Source organism: Acinetobacter sp. YH12116, assembly GCF_013418895.1.
Classification (GTDB): domain Bacteria; phylum Pseudomonadota; class Gammaproteobacteria; order Pseudomonadales; family Moraxellaceae; genus Acinetobacter; species Acinetobacter indicus.
On sequence record NZ_VPBE01000020.1, the window covers coordinates 1 to 19138 of the forward strand.

The following is a 19138-nucleotide window of genomic DNA, read 5'->3' on the forward strand; positions in this document are numbered from 1 at the left end:
GATCGAGTACAAGGCTAGCAGCTTCAACTTTAAACTCTGGAGTAAATGTACGTCTTGGTTTCATAAGCACCTCATTGGTGAATCTATTATCACCTAATTTGGTGTCCAACTTTATTAAACCACTACAGAAAGTCCCTCTTTTTTAAAGAGGGATTTAGGGAGATTCTTAAAACAAAAAATACCGCTGTGCCATCGGCAACACTTCCGCAGGTTCACACGTCAGTAATTTCCCATCCGCCCGAACCTCATAAATTTCAGGATCAACTTCCATCACAGGGCAGTAAGTATTCAGCTTCATATCTTTCTTCTGAATATCCCGTGTGCCTTTACATGGGCTAATCAACTTTTTCAGCCCTAGCTTTTCATGCACACTCGCATCAATCGCCACTTGCGACAAAAACGTAATACAGGTGTTATGCACACCACGGGCATTGGCACCAAACATCGGACGATAATGCACTGGCTGCGGTGTTGGAATTGACGCATTAATATCGCCCATTGGCGCTGCCGCAATCATCCCGCCTTTAATAATCATCGATGGTTTTACACCAAAAAATGCGGGCTTCCACAACACTAAATCGGCCAGTTTACCGACTTCCACCGAGCCAATTTCATGACTTAAACCATGGGTAATCGCAGGGTTAATCGTATATTTGGCGATATAACGCTTCACACGATGATTGTCATGCGTGGCATTGTCACCCTCTAAAGGTCCACGCTGCACTTTCATTTTATGTGCGGTTTGCCATGTGCGTATCACCACTTCTCCAACACGCCCCATCGCTTGCGAATCCGATGACATCATGGCAATTGCGCCTAAGTCTTGCAAAATATCTTCCGCAGCAATGGTTTCACGGCGAATACGACTTTCCGCAAACGCCACATCTTCCGAAATTGCAGGATCTAAATGGTGACAGACCATCAACATATCCAGATGTTCATCAATGGTGTTGATGGTATAAGGACGGGTTGGATTGGTGGATGATGGCAATACATTCGGCTGACCAATGGCTCTTAAAATATCAGGCGCATGTCCACCACCGGCACCTTCGGTATGATAAGTGTGAATGGTACGGTTTTTAAATGCCGCCAACGTTTCTTCCAAGAAACCACTTTCATTTAAAGTGTCGGTATGAATTGCCACTTGCACGTCAAATTCATCTGCCACAGTCAAACAGTTATCAATCGCTGCAGGTGTCGAGCCCCAATCTTCATGCAGTTTTAAACCCACTACACCTGCACGAATTTGCTCGGCAATCGGTTCAGGCTGACTGAGGTTACCTTTACCCAATAAACCAATATTCATGGGTAAATCGTCAATGGCTTGCAGCATGGTGGAAATATGCCAAGGACCCGGAGTCACCGTCGTTGCCGATGTGCCTGCTGCAGGACCTGTACCGCCACCAATCATGGTGGTCACACCTGACATCAGCGCAGTTTCTACCTGTTGCGGACAAATCCAGTGAATATGGGTATCGACACCGCCTGCGGTTAAAATTTGCCCTTCACCTGCAATCACTTCAGTAGCAGCACCGAGTGGAATGGTAATATCTGGCTGAATATCAGGGTTGCCGGCTTTACCAATTTTCCAGATACGACCATTTTTTAAGCCAACATCCGCTTTAACAATACCCCACCAATCTACAATTAAGGCATTGGTAATGACGGTATCAGCAACGTCTTCAGCCAAAAGTTGTGACTGCCCCATCCCATCACGAATGACTTTACCACCACCAAATTTAACTTCTTCACCATAAGTGGTGAGGTCTTGTTCGACTTCAATAAACAGTTCGGTATCGGCCAAACGAACCCGATCACCCACCGTTGGACCAAACATTTCTGCATAAGCACGGCGTGACATTTTCATTTTAATTTTTCCTTAATCCAATGGCCCCATAACACGACCGGCAAAGCCATAGACTTCACGTTTACCAGCTAAAGCCACCAGTTCAATATCGCGGCTTTGACCCGGCTCAAAACGTACCGCTGTGCCTGCTGCAATATTTAGACGATAGCCTCGCGCTGCTTCACGGTTAAATTGCAAAGCATCATTGGCCTCATAAAAATGAAAATGTGAACCGACCTGAATCGGACGGTCACCGGCATTTGCCACGGTCATTTTTAAGGTCTGACGTCCGACATTCATTTCAATGTCTGAGTCTGGGGTAATCACTTCTCCGGGTATCATGTTTGACTCCTAGACAATCGGTTGATGTACAGTGACGAGTTTTGAGCCATCTGGAAATGTCGCTTCAACCTGTACTTCTGCAATCATTTCCGGTATACCGTCCATCACATCTTCGCGTTTTAATAATGTGGTGCCGTAATGCATTAGCTCACTCACGCTCATGCCATCACGCGCGCCTTCTAACAACGCGGCAGAAATATAGGCAATCGCCTCGGGATAGTTCAGCTTTAGCCCACGTGCTTTACGGCGTTCGGCCACCAAGCCCGCAGTAAAAATTAGCATTTTGTCTTTTTCAGTGGGATTGAGTTCCATATCTCGTTCCTAAGTTTGTTCTAAAGGGTGTAATGCAAAATGTGTGCTCAAAAAATTAAATTCCCTCTGCTTTCAGGAGAGGGTTAGGGAGAGGTAATAAACCCAATGTATTAGCCCTCCCTCTAACTCCCTCCCATAGGGAGGGAGAATGGTCTTTATGTCCGCCAAATCCTCGGAAATTCTTCATCTAAATCAAACCAGTAACGGCGCAGCTTGGCGCGTATCGCAGCAAAGGCATCATGACACTGGCGTACGTCATCACCCAGATAACGTGCTGTCACCACATCATCCAGCAGGGTTAACGTCACCTTAATATCCATGCGCATAATCAGCTCACGGATTTGATCAATCTGCTGATCTAAATAGAATTTTGAGCGGAATTTTTCTGGCGGCACTGCCCAGAAGCTAGCCATGACTGCATGACCGTTCATTCCCAAACAGGAGCTGAGCCAGCGGTCATTGCCACTAAAACTCAAACGGTCAGTGACCAGTAATTTATTGTTCCGGTACAGCTGAAATCGATTTTGATAACTGCCCTCGATAAATGTTTCATGGCGCGCCTGACGGCCCAGTACCAACATATCCCAACCAATAAAACTGGCAGAATCCTCCAGCACAACTCTGGTTTCAGAATTGGCATTTGCACCATTAAAGAGCATGGTTTCTTGCGGTAGCCATTCAAAAATAGAAGTATCTTTAACTGTAATATCAATATGTTGGAAGGCCTGTTTTTGATTGGTCTTGTACCATTTTCCTGCACCCGGCGTGGTCACCAAGGCATGTGCCGCCTGCTCTGCCGACATCTGAAAGGTTAAATGATCGCCCCCGGCAATACCCGCAGGTGGATGCACAATAATGGCGTGGCACACCCCGGTTTTTTCTGGCCACAGCATTTTTTGCACCCGAACAGGACCATGATGTTTACGATGTTCCAATACGGTGCGATTTTTTGCGCCTTTAAAGCCAAGTTCGAGCTGTGCAAACCAATATTGCACCGCAGGCTTCACTTCTGTTGCCACCAGCTGATTCATTTTGCTCAATTCGTATCTTTTTAAAGTCTATGCCCTGGCATTAAGCAATAACTGCACCAATTTCTATCGGCGCAGATTTCGCTTTGGCTGGCTGCCATTTCTTGCTATGGTGCATCTGCATAGGGAATGAGGATGTGAACAATATGCAAATTCGTGATCAAATTGTTTTAGTGACTGGCGGCGCACGCGGTTTAGGCCTGGCCATTACCCGAACCTTATTGGCGGAAGGGGCGCGTGTAGTGGTAAATTATTTAAACAGTGCCGCTGCTGCCGAGCAACTGGTGCAACAGTATCCAGAGCAGGTCTTTGCCTATCAGGCCGATGTCACTGACAAAGCCCAAGTGCAGGCTCTCTTTGCCGCAGCCAAGGCGCATTTTGGTCAGACGATTCATAGTGTCATCAACAATGCCTTAATCAACTTTGAGTTTAATGGTGATGCCCGTCCTAAAGTTGAAGACCTGACGCCGGCCATCATGCAGCAACAGTTTGATGGCGCTGTTGTGGCTGCCCTCAATACCACTCAAGCGGCGCTTGAGGATATGAAAACTGCCGGATTTGGCCGTATTGTGAATATTGGTACTAACCTCGTGCAGAACCCGGTGGTGCCTTATCATGACTACACCACCGCCAAAGCCGCACTGTTGGCCTTTACCCGTACTGCAGCGCATGATCTGGGCCAATATGGTATTAACGTGAATATGTTGTCTGGCGGTCTGCTCCAAACCACCGATGCCAGCAAAGCCACGCCAGATGCGGTATTTGATTTAATTGCTGCCTCGACGCCACTACGCCGTGTTACCACCCCAGAAGAATTTGCTGCTGCCATTATGATGTTCCTGTCACCGTATTCGCGTGCAGTCACCGGGCAAAACCTGATTGTTGATGGCGGTCTGGTCAAAGGTTAACTGCAGTTTTGTGTGACTTTTATCACAATAAACTAATTTTTAAGCAGTTAAACCGGTTTGTCATGCTAGAGGTGGGCTGAATTCGCTAGACTATGGTCCATCCTCTCTTCACTATTTTGCTAACATGAAACCCCTGTTTGCTTTGGCCTGCTGTACCCTGCTGAGCGCCTGTATGTTCGGTAACTCCCAAGAATTAAAACGCGCTGAACAATTGCTGGCGCAATTTGAATGCCACAATATTGAAACAACGCTGATGACCCATAGTGCTATTAACAGCTATCACGAACATGCGCTGGTTGCCGCCCGGCAAAAAGCCAGCCGTTATGTCGAGCAATATCAGGAAGGTGAACAGCAATCCAGCCTGGCGGTGGATGAAATTGTGCAGCAGCAATATCAGCTTTATACCGCAGCCTGCCAATCGTTGGGCGGGATTTTCCCCAAAGCAGAACAGCCTTAAATCAAAATTAGATATTTAGAAGTTTGATCACACAAAACAGCGGATCAATCAGAGAGAAGCTTCAATCGGCCAATGTTGATATTGAAAGTGCATAAATGAAAAGACAGGGTCGATGCCCTGTCTTCTTTTTTTAACGATGAACGATTATTCAGCCGGTTCTGCATAGTAACGGGTATCGACACTAAACTGTTCCGGGAATTTGGCCGCAATGCTGGCATAAAACCCCATGATTTCGGCCATGTCTTTTTCCATATCTCCCGATGGATAGACAATTTTACCCACCCCACATTTTTTCTGGGCGTAGTCCATATAGGCCAATGCAATCGGCACGCCAGCCGTTACTGCCACATGGTAAAAACCGGTTTTCCACTGTTCCTGTTTGGCACGTGTACCTTCTGGCGTAACCAGCATCACCAGCTTGGGATGCTGCTTGAACAAATCACTCATCAGCTGCACCATGCTCGGACGCTGCTCACCGGCTGCCTTCGGACGACGGTCAATGCCAATTCCGCCCATTGCACGGACAAAAGGCCCAAACGGAAACTTCATATAACTGTCTTTAATGGTCAGGCGAACATTCACGCCCAAGGCTTTAAGCGCCAAACGTGCATATAGTGCATCCCAGTTACTGGTATGCGGCGCGGCAATCATCACACACTGGTCCAAATCCAGCGGCCAGTGATTGTCAATTTCCCAGCCCATCAACCCCAAGCTCTGTTCTGCCAACTTCTCAAACACAAGCACAATCCACACAATAAAAATTGCGCGAAGTTTAACAACTCAACAGATTTAAAAAAGAGCAGATTGCCGAATATTTAATCAATTAATATATAAATGTATACAATTAGCCAAACCGTCAATCGCCATTCCTGCCAATCTTTCGGGTTTTTCTTAAATAAACCGGATGCCGGAAACTGAAAATAAATACTCACAGAAACCCAACAGGGCAATTTTTACAATCAGGCTATGCTGACCCTATCTGTCCTGTCAGGAGATTGATCGGTGAAAATAAAAATTCTGAGCCTTGCCCTCACGGCGCTGTTACTGGCCGCCTGTGATAACAATAAAACCCCTGAAACCGCCCGCGATGCAGAAACCACCTCGCCTGCCGCAGCCACTGACATGAGCGCCAATGATACAGCCGCCACCGCACTGGACTGGCCGGGAGAATATAAAGGGGTCTTGCCGTGTAGCGACTGTCAAGGCATTGAAACCGAGCTTGAGCTAAAAATGGATAAAACTTATGAGTTGAATGAGGAATTCCTAGGCCGCGCCAATGGTCAGGAGTCCAAAATTACCGGTACATTTGAATTTGACCCGAATGATCCTGCCGTTATTATTCTGGATCAGGCTGCCAATAACCGTAAATTCTTTGTCGGTGAAAACTTTATTGAAGCGCGCGATGTCAACAATGGCGACAATATTGATGCCAGCCAGAGTTATCGTCTGCAAAAAGATCTGCAATAAAGCACAAGATCTAGCACCGCTAAAAGTCACCACTTTGGTGACTTTTCTTGTTTCAAAACGGTTTTTTGCCCGCGATAAAATTTGCTACAAAACAACGGTCCAATTTAGCCCTCTGCTCTAGGCGAATATGCCCGAAAAGTTTATGTTTAATACCTTATCCAAAGATTGATCTGTTGCCATGTTATCTCGTCCTCTTCTTGCAATTAGCACCTTGTCTTTGTGTTTAAGTGGTTGCGGTGGGCAAGCTGAAAAAAGCAGTACCATGAGCAATGCCCAGGCCCAAACCGAAACCCAGCCACAAGACAGCTTGATGCCTGCTGCTGAAACGCCGACACCACAGCCGGAGCCACTGACCGGTCACTACAAGGCTATCCTTGACTGTGATGATTGCCAGCAGCGTATTCTTGAGTTAAAGATTCATCCGGATCAGAGCTACAGCCTGCAAGATACCCGTATCTATGCTCGCCGTCAGCGTAGCCAGAATACACAAGGTCAGGTCAGCTATACCAATGAACAGACTGCCCAATTAATCAGTACTGATCAACAGATTCAACAATTGCAGCCCACAGCAAACGGGCTGGAACTTGTGGATGCCTCATCCAAACAGCCAGCACTAAAACTGGAACGTGTTGCGACCATTGAAGTCAGCAATGCGCTGAAACATGCCGACATTCAGGCCGAACATATTGATAGCTTAAGCTTTCGCGATATTACCGATACCGTCAAAGCGCATGACTACTATATGCGTATTCATAACCAGTCAGATCAGCCGCTAAAACTGAAAGTCAGCGATATTATTCTGGTCGATCAAAACTATCAGGAATATAACGCGCTGGTTGATGAAAGCTTTTTAGAACCTATTCCGGCCCAGCACACCCGCTACAATAAAATCAGCTTTAATTATCCGGACAATGCGGTGGCGGACTATATTAAGGTGAAATAGCTTTTCTTTTTTCTTTCATTTTCTATTCTGCCGTTTCTTTTTATCTTGCTGTACTGATCTTCTTTTTTCTTTCTTATTTATTCTTTTTATTCAAGCATAAAAAAACCCTGCAGATGCAGGGTTTTTTGTAAACCGTCTAACGATTAGCCGTTGAACTGGTTCATTGTGTTTTTCGCATCGTCACCCGCTTTAAGCGCGTTGTCACCAGCGAAGATTTCTTTGTGGTCATCACCGATATCAGAACCCGCCATTGCTTGGTGTTTCACACAAGCGATACCGCCACGGATTTCTTTACGTTGTACGCCAGCAACATAAGCCAACATACCTTCAGAACCGAAGTAACCTTGAGCAAGCTCGTGAGTAGACAGAGCAGCTGTGTGGTAAGTCGGAAGTGTGATTAAGTGATGGAATACACCCGCTTCACGAGAAGCATCTGCTTGGAATGTACGTACTTTTTCGTCAGCTTCAGCAGCTAATTCAGTGTTGTCGTACTCAGCACTCATTAACTTAGCACGGTCGTATGCAGATACATCTTTACCTTCAGCAACCCAACGGTCGTACGCTTGTTGACGGAAGTTTAAAGTCCAGTTGAACGATGGAGAGTTGTTATAAACAAGCTTCGCATTTGGCACAACTTCACGTACACGGTTCACCATGTGAGCGATTTCTTCAACGTTAGGCGTTGCAGTTTCGATCCAAAGCAGGTCAGCACCGTTTTGTAAGCTGGTTACACAGTCAAGTACAACGCGGTCAATTTGAGTGCCTTCACGGAACTGGTACAGGCCAGATGCTAAACGCTTAGGACGGTGTAATTTACCATCACGCTTGATCAGGATTTCGTCTTCTTTCGCTTCAGAGATGTCAATTTCTTGAGTGTCTAAGTAGCTGATGTATTGCGAAGCGATGTCGCCTGGCTCTTTAACCACTGGGATTTTTTGAGTCAAGTCAGCGCCTTCAGAGTCAGTACGTGCAACGATGATACCGTCGTCAAGACCCATTTCCAGGAACGCATAGCGAAGCGCGTGGATTTTCGCGATGAAGTCTTCGTGTGGAACAGTTACTTTACCTGCTTGGTGACCACATTGTTTAGCGTCAGAAACTTGGTTTTCGATTTGCAGTGCACAAGCACCCGCTTCGATCATTTTCTTCGCAAGTAAGTAAGTTGCTTCTTCGTTACCGAAACCAGCGTCGATGTCGGCAATAATTGGCACAACGTGAGTTTCAAAGTTGTCGATTTGAGCAGTGATTTCAGCTGCTTTAGCAGTATCACCTGCGTCTTGTGCTTTTTTCAGTGCACGGAACAAATCGTTTAATTCTTTTGCGTCAGCTTGACGTAAGAAAGTGTAGATTTCTTCGATCAATGCAGGAACAGAAGTTTTTTCGTGCATAGATTGGTCAGGAAGTGGACCGAATTCTGAACGAAGTGCAGCAACCATCCAGCCAGACAGGTAGATATAACGCTTAGAGGTTGTACCGAAGTATTTTTTGTTCGCAATCATTTTTTGTTGCGCAACGAAACCGTGCCAGCAACCTAGTGATTGAGTATACTTGCTGCTGTCTGCATCGTATTCAGCCATATCACGACGCATAATCGCAGCTGTATATTTAGCAATGTCTAAACCAGTTTTGAAACGGTTTTGCATCTGCATACGCGCAGCATCTTCAGGACTGATGTCTGCCCAAGTGTTACCGAATTTCGCTTTCAATTCGCGGATTGCATCAATCGCTGTTTGGTATGTAGTCATGATATTTTCCTGTATTAATTTTAGGATTTTCTCCAACGAAATGACTAAAATCATACCTCTGGATGTGTTCAGATTTAGAGCACTTCGTCGTGTTGAGTACAGATTAGAGTGAGTTAGAAAATTAATCCAATATCCTCAAAGAATCTTCACTATTTATTTAAAAAATATGTAGATCAAAGTCGTATCCGAAAATTTATATTACAAAACAAATATTTGATTTTTATTAAATAAATTTTATTTTACAATTCAAATAACCGATTAAAAAACACACCATTTGCTTTTTTTATATTCATTATACTTAAGTCGGGTACGGCTTTTTCCGTACAAAATCAAGGCAATATCCGGCTTATTTTTAGCCTGGTAGAGCCAACCTGACAGTGAATAGAAGAAGACCATGCTTGTGTTGAGTCGCTCAACTCAAGCATTTCTGCAGGTGGATGCGATGAGGTTTGAATCAACCCGACACGCGCTGATTTAAGCCGCTTAAACCCCGCGCGAATTGGGCCGAAAAACCCGGTAAATATGCAGGAATTGATCCGATCAGGGAACAGGCTTTTTCGGTAATTGTTCTACCCAAGCCTTCAGGCTTATGGCATAATCCAAATAATTTCTTGGGTTTATTTTCGGTATTTTTTTTATGAATCTGGAGCGGGTCGATCTCAACCTACTAATTTACCTGGACGTATTACTTCGCGAAAAAAATGTCACTCGAGCAGCTGAACAATTGGGCGTTACCCAACCCGCCATGAGTAACATTTTACGTCGTCTACGTAACTTATTTAATGATCCCCTGCTCATCCGTTCATCTGAAGGGATGACCCCGACCGAACGCGCACTTGAATTACAACCGCGTATTCGTGATGCCCTGTCCGATTTATCCATGATTCTGGAACCCCGTACCGAGTTCCGCCCGTATACCTCCAATCGCGTATTCCGGATTATGACTTCAGACTATGCCGAAGCCACTCTGGTGCCGCGTCTGGTCAAAGCCTTGCGTTCTGAAGCGCCAAATGTGGTGCTCGACTTTCTGACCCCAAGTGATGTCTCCTATCGTGACATGGAACAAGGCAAGGTAGACCTAGCCATCAACCGCTTTAATGAAATTCCGCAAAGTTTCCACCAGGTACTGGTCTGGCGTGACAGTTTTTCCTGTCTACTCAATCAGAAACACCCGGCGGCCGGCAACCTGAACCTAAAAAGCTATTTAGATGCACAGCATATCTGGGTCTCTAAAACCGGTATGGGCGTTGGCTTTGGCGTTAATCCTGAAAAACAGGCCGGATTAGGCTGGATTGATCAGGCACTGGAGCGGATTGGTCAAAAACGCAAGATTTCAGTCTTTACCCGTCATTATCAGATGCCGGCACTCTTGGCATCCAATGTGGATCTGGTGGCCACCTTACCGACCCGAATTGCCCGTTTACAGGCCAAAAGCCAGAATCTGCTGATTAAAGACCCGCCGTTTTATATTCCGGAATTTGAATTGAAGATGGCCTGGTGTCCGTTACTGCATCATCATCCGGCGCATCGCTGGTTACGTCAGCTGATTCTGTATGTGGCCCGTCAAATGATTGAAGAAGAAAACCGTGAGTTTTTAATGAATAACTCACAATTTTCTCAATTTTGACAAAAAACGCTCATAAATCTCTCTTTTTAAAGCTTATACTAAGATGAACATGAGTAGTGCCCGGTGCACTACTCGATGTTTTTGACGTTAAAAATATTCAGAATAAAAATCCGCAGGTGGATTCGTGAGCCTCTTCCAGAACATTGTTATTATTTTCATACTGATTGCAGGAGCAGGTTTTTTATCACTGACCGAGATCGCTCTGGCCGGTGCGCGTAAGGTCAAATTAAAAATTCTGGCTGAAGCCGGAGATGAACGTGCGCAAAAAGTGCTGGATTTACAGGAAAACTCGGCAGACTTTTTTGCCGCCTCGCAAATTGGCTTGAATGCGATTGCCATTTTAGGCGGTATTTTGGGTGAAGGTGCTTTTCGCCCGTATTTCTACGATTTTGTCACCCGTTTCTATACCGGACCGTGGGCCGAAACCCTCAGCTTTGCGCTGTCTTTTACCTTGGTCACCTCTTTATTTATTCTGTTCGCCGACCTGATGCCGAAACGCCTGGCCATGATTGCACCAGAGAAAATTTCTATTTCTGTGATCAATCCGGTGCAGGTATTTATTACCGTCTGCAAACCGCTGGCCTGGTTTATTAATGCCATCGCCAATATGCTGTTCCGGCTGTTTAAGGTCAATACCATCCGCGATGACAATATTACCTTTGATGATATTTCCGCAGTGATGGATGCCGGAGCCCAAGCGGGTGTGTTGCAAAAACAGGAACATCACTTTATTGAAAACGTGTTTGAACTGGAAGAACGTAATGTCCCGTCCAGCATGACCACGCGTGAAAATGTGGTGTACTTTACCCTGAATGAAGCCGAAGACAGTATTCGCCAGAAACTGGCCGAGTTCCCCTATTCCAAATTTCTGGTCTGTAATGAGAATATTGATCAGGTGATTGGCTATGTTGATGCCAAAGATATTCTGGTACGGATTCTAAATAACCAGAAAATTAACCAGCTGAATGAATCAACCATTCGTAATGTACTCACCATTCCCGATACCCTGACTCTGTCTGAAGTGCTGGACCGCTTCCGCTCAACCAAAGAAAAATTTGCGGTGGTGATTAATGAATATGCACTGGTGGTCGGCGTCATTACCCTGTCCGATATTATGATTACCGTAATGGGCGACTGGGTAACCCCTATTGAAGAAGAACAGCAGATTATTAAACGTGATAATAATTCATGGCTGATTGATGGCAGTACTCCAATTGAAGACATGAAACATGCGCTTGAAATTGAAGAGATGCCCGATGAAGAAAACTATGAAACTCTGGCCGGTTTTATGATGTATCAACTGCGCAAGATTCCGCGTCCAGCCGATACCGTGTTATATGGCGGTTATAAATTTGAAGTGGTCGATGTCGATCATTTTAAAATTGACCAGCTGTTGGTGACACGTTTACTGGAAAATAACCAACCGCCGGAACAGGAATAATCTATCTTTCTCTAATCAAGAGCGATAAAAAAACCTTCTAGACTCTAGAAGGTTTTTTTCATGCAGCAATTCACTTAAAACTGACGCAGCAATTCATCCAGCACCGCCTGATAGTGAATGGCAATGTCATCTTCCAGAATTTTATAGGCGCTGTCGAACTGCACCATTGGCCAGCCTTCTTTCCAGAACGGGAAAATATTGTGCAGGTCATGGGTCACAATCGCATCTTCACGGACAATAGCTTGTGCAATTTGTGCCAGTACCTGGGCGGTTTCTGCGCCATCAATGGCCAGATAATCAATCTGACGGGCATTTAAAATACGAATCCGGTCTTTTTTATAGCGGATTTTTTTGGCTTGGGCTTCATTTAGGCTCAATGCCAGCGTCACCGCTTCAACAAATTTTTCTTCAAAAGATTGATGCAATGCCACCAAGGCCTGTTTATGCGCTTCCTGACGTCCCACTTTTCCACCTTTGCGGATAATCTCTTTGGCTTCGCTATTGAGCACATCATTCTTCATACTCTGAAGGATGTCTATAATTTCAATATCGCTTAAAGATTCAGGAGACTGGTCAATCATGAAATAGCCTTGGGCAAAAAGTAAAAGACTATTTTCGCATAATTTCGCTTAAAGCTCGACAGATTCCGTAGCAATTATGACAGGAATAAGGGGGCCAATTTTAATGGTCATCAAAACTCAAATGTACACCCACAACACGAATTAATGCAGATAATGGCTAAGGCTCTGCTCCAGCTCGGTTTGTAAATGCAGCGGCGCTACAATTTTGACATAGGGAATCCAGTAGCGCACCAGCGGATAAAGCTGAATATGATGGCGAATCTGGCAGGAAATCAGCAGGCTGCCACACGGCTTTTCTTCCAGGATCTGCTGCTTTGGAAACAGCCGGCGCTGTTTAAAATACAGCGCGGCATCTGCCGCAACCGATAAATGTACTTCCTGCTGTTCATGACCAAACCAGATACCTTCTTCATCTTCCAACTGTTGCAGAATAGCCGGATCATGCTCAAACGGGTCCAGTTCATAGCTGAGTTCAATCTGCTCAATCAGGCTCAGGCGATACACTTTTAAGGTATCCGAATGCACCGCAGCCAGATACCAGTTACCATGATGATGAATCAGGCGATAAGGCTGCACCCGACGGGACTTGTTTTTATAGACAAAGCCAATGTACTGACGCTGCTGAATGGCTTGGGTCAGGGTTTTAAAATGTTCGGCATATTGGCTACTGTCTTCATAATCATAACCTTTGGCGGAAAACACCAGATTGGCACGATGATCCATCAGCTCACGTAGGAACGAAATATCCAGCGAGGGATAAAGATCGCTAATGCCCGACAACTGGGCAAAGTTCTGGATATCCTGAAGTTTAAACCGTCCCAAATAGGAAGCATCAAGATAGTATTTTTTGCTGCGTTTGTCCTGCAATAAAGGTAGATAGGCATTCAGCCGATCAAAGTCACGTTCAATGGTGCGGGTGCTGACTTTAAATTCCTGGGCCAGTTCCGGAATACTCAGCTGATGCCCTACATTGAGTTTGGTTAAAATACTGACCAGCCGTTCAGCCAGTCGTTCATGTGTTGAAGTAACACACTTCATGATACCCTCATGGTGCTGTTTTAAGGCACTGTTTTTTCTATCAATTAAACAACCGTAAATTAAAATTTATTAAATAAAAAATCATATAAATAATTAGACCAAAACTTTAAATACATTTACGTTAAAAGTAAATCAAAATACGTATCACAAGACTGCATTCAGCTTAGACTTAAGGCTTATTCTGATCCAGGCGATCCACATAACGCTCTAAATGCAGCATGGCACTATACACCCGGTGGATATCTGCCAGACCTATTTTTTGACGGATAATAGCCCGATGAATGCGCCTTAAAGCACGTATATTCTGGGTGGTGGTATATGCTGTAGATGAAATTCTCATGATTCTGCCCTCTGTCTCTTCATTGAAATATCCAGTTTATTTTTATGATGTCTTTTTTGTATGTGGGCTAATGTACAACACAGTTTCGACAGGTTGTGTCAAATACATCACATATATATTAATTTTTAGTAAAACTTGTACAGTTTAAGTAATAAACATCAATGTACTAACTTGAAATAAGCATAAAAAAGACCGGCTATAGCCGGTCTTTTTTAGATGCCGAATTAAATAATTTCTACCACAACCTTGCCAATATGATCACCGGTATCCATGGCCGCATGCGCTTCCTGGATCTGATCAAATTTAAAGGTTTTAAAAATCATCGGCAGACATTCACCTTTGCTCAATAATGGCCACACTGTGTCTTGCAAGCCTTGGGCAATTTCAGCTTTTTCTGCAGTATTACGCGCACGCATGGTTGAACCGGTAATGGTCAGGCGCTTCATCATAATCGGGCCAAGTTTCACATCTTTGGCTTTGGCACCGCCCAAGAACGCGATATAAACCAGACGACCATCACGGCGTAACAGGTTCAGGTTACGTTCCAGATAAGGTGCACCAACGATATCTAAAATAACATCGACGCCGCCGTTGTCGGTCTGTTCATTAATCACCTGCTCAAAATCTTGCGTCTTGTAGTTAATGGCGGTGGTCAGGTGTGAAATAGCTGCAACTTTTTCATCTGAACCGACAGTGGCAAAGGTTTTCATGCCCAGCGCATTACATAACATCAGCGCTGTGGTGCCAATACCGCTGCTACCCCCATGGACCAGTACTGTTTCGCCAGCCTTGGCTTGCCCCATCTGGAACACGTTGGCCCATACGGTAAAGAAGGTTTCTGGAATAGCCGCAGCCTGTACAAAACTCAAGCCTTCAGGCATAGTCAGGGTCTGGCTTTCTGGAACCACGCAGTATTCTGCATAGCCACCGCCATTGGTCAGGCCACAAACTTTATCGCCGACTTTAAATTTGCTGACCTCTGCGCCTACCGCTACCACTTCACCTGCCACTTCCAGCCCCGGCACAGGCGTCACCCCTTTCGGCATTGGATAAAGGCCTTGGCGCTGCAAGATATCCGGGCGGTTTAAACCAAAGGCATGAACCTTAACCAGCACCTCATTGGCTGCTGGTGTCGGAATAGCCACACTTTCATAGGCCAGTTTTTCCGGGCCGCCTGGTTCTGTAATAATGACCTGCTGCATCGTCGCTTGTGACATGGATTTTCCTTAATTGTTCAGTGCAAGTTTTCTGTGCTCTATTTGAACATAGATAAATGACGGAATGAAGCCAAGCCGGACTTATGTATAATGAGATGTATATTTCGCAGATTGATAACTCAGGTGAGCCATGACCCAAGTCATCGACTATAACGAAAATAATTACAGTGAATTTGAATGGTTTGATGGCTTTGCCGTGATCCGCTTTTATGCAGACTGGTGTGCACCCTGCGTACAGAATTTTCCGGTGTTTGCCGAACTGGCCGGCTATTATGCCCACCATCAGCCAGAGATTAAATTTGGCAAGATCAATGTCGATCAATCTCCTATTCTCACCCTGCGTTATCATGTCTATGGATTACCTTCGACCCTGATTTTCAAGCAGGGACAGATCATCCACAGAATTGCAGGGGTCAAAAGTCTGACAGAGATGAAATCTATTCTGGCCTTAATCCTCAATGATTCTTATGAATGATTATCCATATAAAACTAAATCCAACAAAAATATTTCCTTTAGCTCGCTATCTAAAATACGGAGCCTTTAATTAACTACACCCTTTATATTCCTTTACCATTCGATCACTCACATCTTCCGGATAACATAGCGGCGCATATCCGCCTACACGATGATCAGCACTATGCTTAGCGCAGCGACTGCTATTTTTTGCACTATGATAAGCAGATTGAAAATTCTCCTGATCACTCTCGATGGATTTTTCAATTATTCGTCATTTAATCGTAACCACACTTTGATTGCTCTGCCTGAACTCTACTGGCACAGCCAAACATAAGCGCAATATAAATAAAATCTTGTGTATCTTCCCGCTCTACACCAGATTGTATAGAGTAAGAATATTCGCGTAGATCATTAAGTTTGAAATAGACACAGCAGTCCCACCAAGAATCTAAAAGCCATAAAAAAACCCACCTTGCGGTAGGTTTTCTTTAACCAGCCCAGTCTTATAGACGAACCAGCTCCACAATTTTCTCAGCCAGTTCTTCAACGGCTTCGGTGCCATAGCTTACGTCAGTGCCTTCAGCAACATCGGTGACCACCACAACACCAGTTTCACGAAGTAATGCCACTTGAGCAGCATTCAGACCCGCTTTTACAATTGCAACTACACCTTGCTGAATCAGCAGGCTTTCCAGCGCTTGTGCATTTTCCAGTGCTTGTGCAGTGACAGTCACCGCAGCAGGTTTTTGACCTAAACGGGCAGCACGATCTTCCGCAGTCACAGGTTCATCATGTGCGGTCCATTCTACCGCCGCTTCCACCATACCCGCACCAACGGTCACGTTGCTTAAACGGTCAATGAAAATAAACGAGCCGGTATAACGGCTGTCCTGATAACGGTCAAATACCACTGGCGCATCAAACTCGATCTGAACATCAGCAATCGCGTTCAGTTCCAGCTGCTCTACCTGGGTTTTTTCCAGCGTATTCACGTTTACACGGTAGTTAATCTCAGCAATTTTGGCAGGAACAGTTTGTGTACCCAGCTTAATGTTGTACAGCTTGCCTTTGACCAGTGGCTGATCATTCATCCACACCACAGTTGCGCGTGCAGAACGTGAAATTTCCGGTTGATCGCCCGCTTTGACCAGCAGGTTACCGCGTGAAATATCAATTTCATCATTCAGGGTAAGGGTAACCGCCTGACCGGCAAAAGCACGTTCCAAATTGCCATCAAAAGTTACAATGTCTTTGACGGTAGAACGTTTGCCTGATGGCAACGCGACAATTTCATCACCCACACGGATGTCGCCCGAAGCAATGGTGCCAGCAAAACCACGGAAGTCGAGGTTTGGACGGTTGACATATTGCACCGGGAAGCGGAATTCGTTTTTACCTGAAGTCCGGCTAATTTCCACGTTTTCCAGCGTTTCCATCAAAGTTTCGCCGCTGTACCACGGAGTATTGGCCGACTTGTTCACCACGTTATCGCCATTCAGGGCAGAAATTGGCGTGAAAATGATATTGGCCGGTTTACGGTCACCAAGCTGGTTCACGAACTCGTTATATTGCGCCTGAATTTCATTAAAGCGCGCTTCAGAGAATTCCACCAGGTCCATTTTGTTGATCGCAACAATAATGTTCTTAATACCCAGCAGGCTGGCAATAAAGGTATGACGACGGGTTTGGGTCTGCACGCCATAACGTGCATCAATTAAAATAATCGCCAGATCCGCAGTTGATGCACCAGTGGCCATGTTACGGGTATATTGCTCATGTCCCGGGGTATCGGCAATGATGAACTTACGCTTTTCAGTCGAGAAATAGCGATACGCCACATCAATGGTAATACCCTGCTCACGTTCTGCCTGCAGGCCATCGACCAGTAAAGCCAGGTCAGGTGCATCCCCTGTCGTCCCGACTTTTTTCGAGTCACGGGTTACCGCTTGCAACTGATCTTCATAAATCAGTTTTGAATCATAAAGCAGACGACCAATTAAGGTCGATTTACCATCATCGACGTTACCGCAGGTCAGGAAACGCAATAAGTCTTTATTTTCGTGCTGTTTTAAATAGGCCAAAATATCTTGGCTAATGAGTTCTGATTGATGAGACATTGCTCAAACTCCACAAATTCTTTAGAAACCGGTTTAATCTCCCTCCCCCCTTTTACCTAGGGGAAATTTTCTCTCTTTAGAAAGAGAAGTCGGGAGAAATTAGAAGTAGCCCTCTTGCTTCTTCTTCTCCATCGAGCCGGCTTCATCATGGTCAATCATACGACCCTGACGTTCCGAGCTGGTGGCCAGCAACATTTCCTGAATAATTTCGGGCAAGGTATCTGCGCCTGACTCAACTGCACCGGTCAGTGGGTAACAACCAAGTGTACGGAAACGTACCGATTTCATTTGTGGCACTTCGCCTTCATGTAAACGCATACGCTCATCATCAACCATAATGAGTGTACCACTACGTTCTACCACTGGACGTTCAGCAGCAAAGTACAATGGAACAATTGGAATCTGCTCGAGATAAATGTATTGCCAGATGTCCAGCTCGGTCCAGTTCGACAATGGGAACACACGAATGCTTTCGCCTTTGTTGACCTTACCGTTATAAAGGTTCCACAGTTCTGGACGCTGGTTTTTCGGGTCCCAACGGTGTTTGGAATCACGGAAAGAATAGACACGTTCTTTGGCACGTGATTTTTCTTCGTCACGGCGCGCACCACCAAATGCAGCATCAAAACCGTATTTGTCCAGAGCCTGTTTCAGCCCCTGGGTTTTCATGATGTCGGTGTATTTTGAGCTACCATGATCAAATGGATTGATTCCGGCGTCACGGCCTTCCTGGTTCTGATGCACAATCAGATCAAAACCATGTTTCTTGGCCATGTTGTCGCGGAATTCAATCATATCTTTGAATTTCCAGCCTGTATCGACATGTAACAGAGGGAATGGAAGTTTTGCAGGATAGAAGGCTTTCAAGGCAAGATGCAGCATCACCGCAGAATCTTTACCAATCGAGTACAGCATAACCGGATTTTCAAACTCGGCAGCAACTTCACGGATGATATGAATACTCTCAGCTTCAAGCTGTTTCAGATGAGTAAGTCTTTCCTCATTTAATGACATGGACAACACCAGCTTAAATCAACGTGTACTTATTACACTTTATAAAATTTATATTCATTATAGAGATTTAGTTATCTGTACTATTGCTTGTTTTATTATATTAATATGCAAAAACGTCATATACAGGATTACTGATATTGCTATCAAAGTTTACTCATACCCTGCACAGCATCGCTTATTTTTAGCCTGATCACTATTTTCCAGTCGCCGTTTTTATGCTCACTTCTATCTATTGAGTTATTGTTAAAAGCTCTAATA

Annotated in this window: 19 protein-coding genes and 1 pseudogene; 7 read left to right on the top strand and 13 right to left on the bottom strand. The window is 45.0% G+C overall.

Going from position 1 to position 19138, the window contains the following annotated elements; translation table 11 throughout:
- Positions 1-166 precede the first annotated feature (166 nt).
- The 4 genes from ureC to FTU54_RS11450 all read right to left on the bottom strand — a co-directional run bounded on the left by ureC (position 167) and on the right by FTU54_RS11450 (position 3531).
- Positions 167-1867, bottom strand: a complete 1701-nt coding sequence (gene ureC, locus FTU54_RS11435; RefSeq protein WP_180074772.1) for an urease subunit alpha — start codon at positions 1865-1867, stop codon at positions 167-169.
- A gap of 12 nt (positions 1868-1879) precedes the next feature.
- Positions 1880-2188: an urease subunit beta gene (locus FTU54_RS11440; protein WP_075167067.1), complete on the bottom strand. Its 309-nt coding sequence runs from the start codon at positions 2186-2188 to the stop codon at positions 1880-1882.
- Between the two features lie 9 nt (positions 2189-2197).
- The gene (ureA, locus tag FTU54_RS11445) at positions 2198-2500 is read right to left on the bottom strand and encodes an urease subunit gamma (RefSeq protein ID WP_045796076.1); all 303 of its coding nucleotides are present in this window, start codon (positions 2498-2500) and stop codon (positions 2198-2200) included.
- 155 nt (positions 2501-2655) lie between these two features.
- Positions 2656-3531: an urease accessory protein UreD gene (locus FTU54_RS11450; protein ID WP_168390715.1), complete on the bottom strand. Its 876-nt coding sequence runs from the start codon at positions 3529-3531 to the stop codon at positions 2656-2658.
- A gap of 143 nt (positions 3532-3674) precedes the next feature.
- Between FTU54_RS11450 and FTU54_RS11455 the strand changes: the two genes are divergently transcribed.
- Both FTU54_RS11455 and FTU54_RS11460 read left to right on the top strand, forming a co-directional pair.
- Complete coding sequence (locus FTU54_RS11455) at positions 3675-4436, top strand: 3-oxoacyl-ACP reductase (RefSeq protein ID WP_075174975.1); 762 nt, start codon at positions 3675-3677, stop codon at positions 4434-4436.
- Between the two features lie 124 nt (positions 4437-4560).
- Positions 4561-4893 (top strand): hypothetical protein, encoded by a 333-nt coding sequence (locus FTU54_RS11460; RefSeq protein WP_177155898.1) that lies wholly within the window; start codon positions 4561-4563, stop codon positions 4891-4893.
- A gap of 144 nt (positions 4894-5037) precedes the next feature.
- On the opposite strand, the gene FTU54_RS11465 is transcribed toward FTU54_RS11460, so the two are convergent.
- Positions 5038-5631 (bottom strand): 1-acyl-sn-glycerol-3-phosphate acyltransferase, encoded by a 594-nt coding sequence (locus FTU54_RS11465; protein WP_180074773.1) that lies wholly within the window; start codon positions 5629-5631, stop codon positions 5038-5040.
- A gap of 264 nt (positions 5632-5895) precedes the next feature.
- Between FTU54_RS11465 and FTU54_RS11470 the strand changes: the two genes are divergently transcribed.
- A complete protein-coding gene (locus FTU54_RS11470; RefSeq protein WP_180074774.1) occupies positions 5896-6360 on the top strand; it encodes a copper resistance protein NlpE in 465 nt (154 codons plus the stop codon).
- 178 nt (positions 6361-6538) lie between these two features.
- Positions 6539-7303: a copper resistance protein NlpE N-terminal domain-containing protein gene (locus FTU54_RS11475; protein WP_180074775.1), complete on the top strand. Its 765-nt coding sequence runs from the start codon at positions 6539-6541 to the stop codon at positions 7301-7303.
- Positions 7304-7446: 143 nt separating this feature from the next.
- On the opposite strand, the gene FTU54_RS11480 is transcribed toward FTU54_RS11475, so the two are convergent.
- On the bottom strand, positions 7447-9048 hold the full coding sequence (locus FTU54_RS11480) for an isocitrate lyase (protein ID WP_005179327.1): 1602 nt from the start codon (positions 9046-9048) through the stop codon (positions 7447-7449).
- Between the two features lie 637 nt (positions 9049-9685).
- On the opposite strand from FTU54_RS11480, the gene FTU54_RS11485 reads away from it, so the two are divergent.
- Positions 9686-10675, top strand: coding sequence for a LysR family transcriptional regulator (locus FTU54_RS11485; protein ID WP_005179328.1), 990 nt, complete (start codon positions 9686-9688; stop codon positions 10673-10675).
- A gap of 124 nt (positions 10676-10799) precedes the next feature.
- On the top strand, positions 10800-12116 hold the full coding sequence (locus tag FTU54_RS11490; RefSeq protein ID WP_005179329.1) for a hemolysin family protein: 1317 nt from the start codon (positions 10800-10802) through the stop codon (positions 12114-12116).
- A gap of 74 nt (positions 12117-12190) precedes the next feature.
- On the opposite strand, the gene FTU54_RS11495 is transcribed toward FTU54_RS11490, so the two are convergent.
- The 4 genes from FTU54_RS11495 to FTU54_RS11510 form a co-directional block, all read right to left on the bottom strand.
- Positions 12191-12697: a hypothetical protein gene (locus FTU54_RS11495; protein ID WP_180074776.1), complete on the bottom strand. Its 507-nt coding sequence runs from the start codon at positions 12695-12697 to the stop codon at positions 12191-12193.
- A gap of 141 nt (positions 12698-12838) precedes the next feature.
- Positions 12839-13735: a YafY family protein gene (locus FTU54_RS11500; protein ID WP_005179331.1), complete on the bottom strand. Its 897-nt coding sequence runs from the start codon at positions 13733-13735 to the stop codon at positions 12839-12841.
- Positions 13736-13904: 169 nt separating this feature from the next.
- Positions 13905-14075, bottom strand: coding sequence for a hypothetical protein (locus FTU54_RS11505; RefSeq protein ID WP_005179332.1), 171 nt, complete (start codon positions 14073-14075; stop codon positions 13905-13907).
- 224 nt (positions 14076-14299) lie between these two features.
- Entirely contained in the window at positions 14300-15292 is a 993-nt protein-coding gene (locus FTU54_RS11510; RefSeq protein WP_168384307.1) for an NAD(P)H-quinone oxidoreductase, read from the bottom strand.
- A 130-nt stretch (positions 15293-15422) separates the two neighbouring features.
- On the opposite strand from FTU54_RS11510, the gene FTU54_RS11515 reads away from it, so the two are divergent.
- Positions 15423-15767: a co-chaperone YbbN gene (locus FTU54_RS11515; protein ID WP_005179334.1), complete on the top strand. Its 345-nt coding sequence runs from the start codon at positions 15423-15425 to the stop codon at positions 15765-15767.
- Between the two features lie 70 nt (positions 15768-15837).
- On the opposite strand, the pseudogene FTU54_RS15315 reads toward FTU54_RS11515, so the two are convergent.
- The 3 genes and pseudogenes from FTU54_RS15315 to cysD all read right to left on the bottom strand — a co-directional run bounded on the left by FTU54_RS15315 (position 15838) and on the right by cysD (position 18880).
- Positions 15838-16110: pseudogene (locus FTU54_RS15315) on the bottom strand (hypothetical protein).
- A gap of 142 nt (positions 16111-16252) precedes the next feature.
- Positions 16253-17866, bottom strand: a complete 1614-nt coding sequence (cysN, locus tag FTU54_RS11520; RefSeq protein WP_168381860.1) for a sulfate adenylyltransferase subunit CysN — start codon at positions 17864-17866, stop codon at positions 16253-16255.
- 99 nt (positions 17867-17965) lie between these two features.
- Positions 17966-18880, bottom strand: a complete 915-nt coding sequence (gene cysD / locus FTU54_RS11525) for a sulfate adenylyltransferase subunit CysD (protein WP_005179347.1) — start codon at positions 18878-18880, stop codon at positions 17966-17968.
- Between the last annotated feature and the right edge of the window lie 258 nt (positions 18881-19138).

Coding starts and splice junctions, on each gene's coding strand:
- ureC (WP_180074772.1), bottom strand. CDS start 1,867: ATGAAAATGTCACGCCGTGCTTATGCAGAAATGTTTGGTCCAACGGTG.
- FTU54_RS11440 (WP_075167067.1), bottom strand. CDS start 2,188: ATGATACCCGGAGAAGTGATTACCCCAGACTCAGACATTGAAATGAAT.
- ureA (WP_045796076.1), bottom strand. CDS start 2,500: ATGGAACTCAATCCCACTGAAAAAGACAAAATGCTAATTTTTACTGCG.
- FTU54_RS11450 (WP_168390715.1), bottom strand. CDS start 3,531: ATGAATCAGCTGGTGGCAACAGAAGTGAAGCCTGCGGTGCAATATTGG.
- FTU54_RS11455 (WP_075174975.1), top strand. CDS start 3,675: ATGCAAATTCGTGATCAAATTGTTTTAGTGACTGGCGGCGCACGCGGT.
- FTU54_RS11460 (WP_177155898.1), top strand. CDS start 4,561: ATGAAACCCCTGTTTGCTTTGGCCTGCTGTACCCTGCTGAGCGCCTGT.
- FTU54_RS11475 (WP_180074775.1), top strand. CDS start 6,539: ATGTTATCTCGTCCTCTTCTTGCAATTAGCACCTTGTCTTTGTGTTTA.
- FTU54_RS11480 (WP_005179327.1), bottom strand. CDS start 9,048: ATGACTACATACCAAACAGCGATTGATGCAATCCGCGAATTGAAAGCG.
- FTU54_RS11485 (WP_005179328.1), top strand. CDS start 9,686: ATGAATCTGGAGCGGGTCGATCTCAACCTACTAATTTACCTGGACGTA.
- FTU54_RS11495 (WP_180074776.1), bottom strand. CDS start 12,697: ATGATTGACCAGTCTCCTGAATCTTTAAGCGATATTGAAATTATAGAC.
- FTU54_RS11500 (WP_005179331.1), bottom strand. CDS start 13,735: ATGAAGTGTGTTACTTCAACACATGAACGACTGGCTGAACGGCTGGTC.
- FTU54_RS11505 (WP_005179332.1), bottom strand. CDS start 14,075: ATGAGAATTTCATCTACAGCATATACCACCACCCAGAATATACGTGCT.
- FTU54_RS11510 (WP_168384307.1), bottom strand. CDS start 15,292: ATGTCACAAGCGACGATGCAGCAGGTCATTATTACAGAACCAGGCGGC.
- FTU54_RS11515 (WP_005179334.1), top strand. CDS start 15,423: ATGACCCAAGTCATCGACTATAACGAAAATAATTACAGTGAATTTGAA.
- cysN (WP_168381860.1), bottom strand. CDS start 17,866: ATGTCTCATCAATCAGAACTCATTAGCCAAGATATTTTGGCCTATTTA.
- cysD (WP_005179347.1), bottom strand. CDS start 18,880: ATGTCATTAAATGAGGAAAGACTTACTCATCTGAAACAGCTTGAAGCT.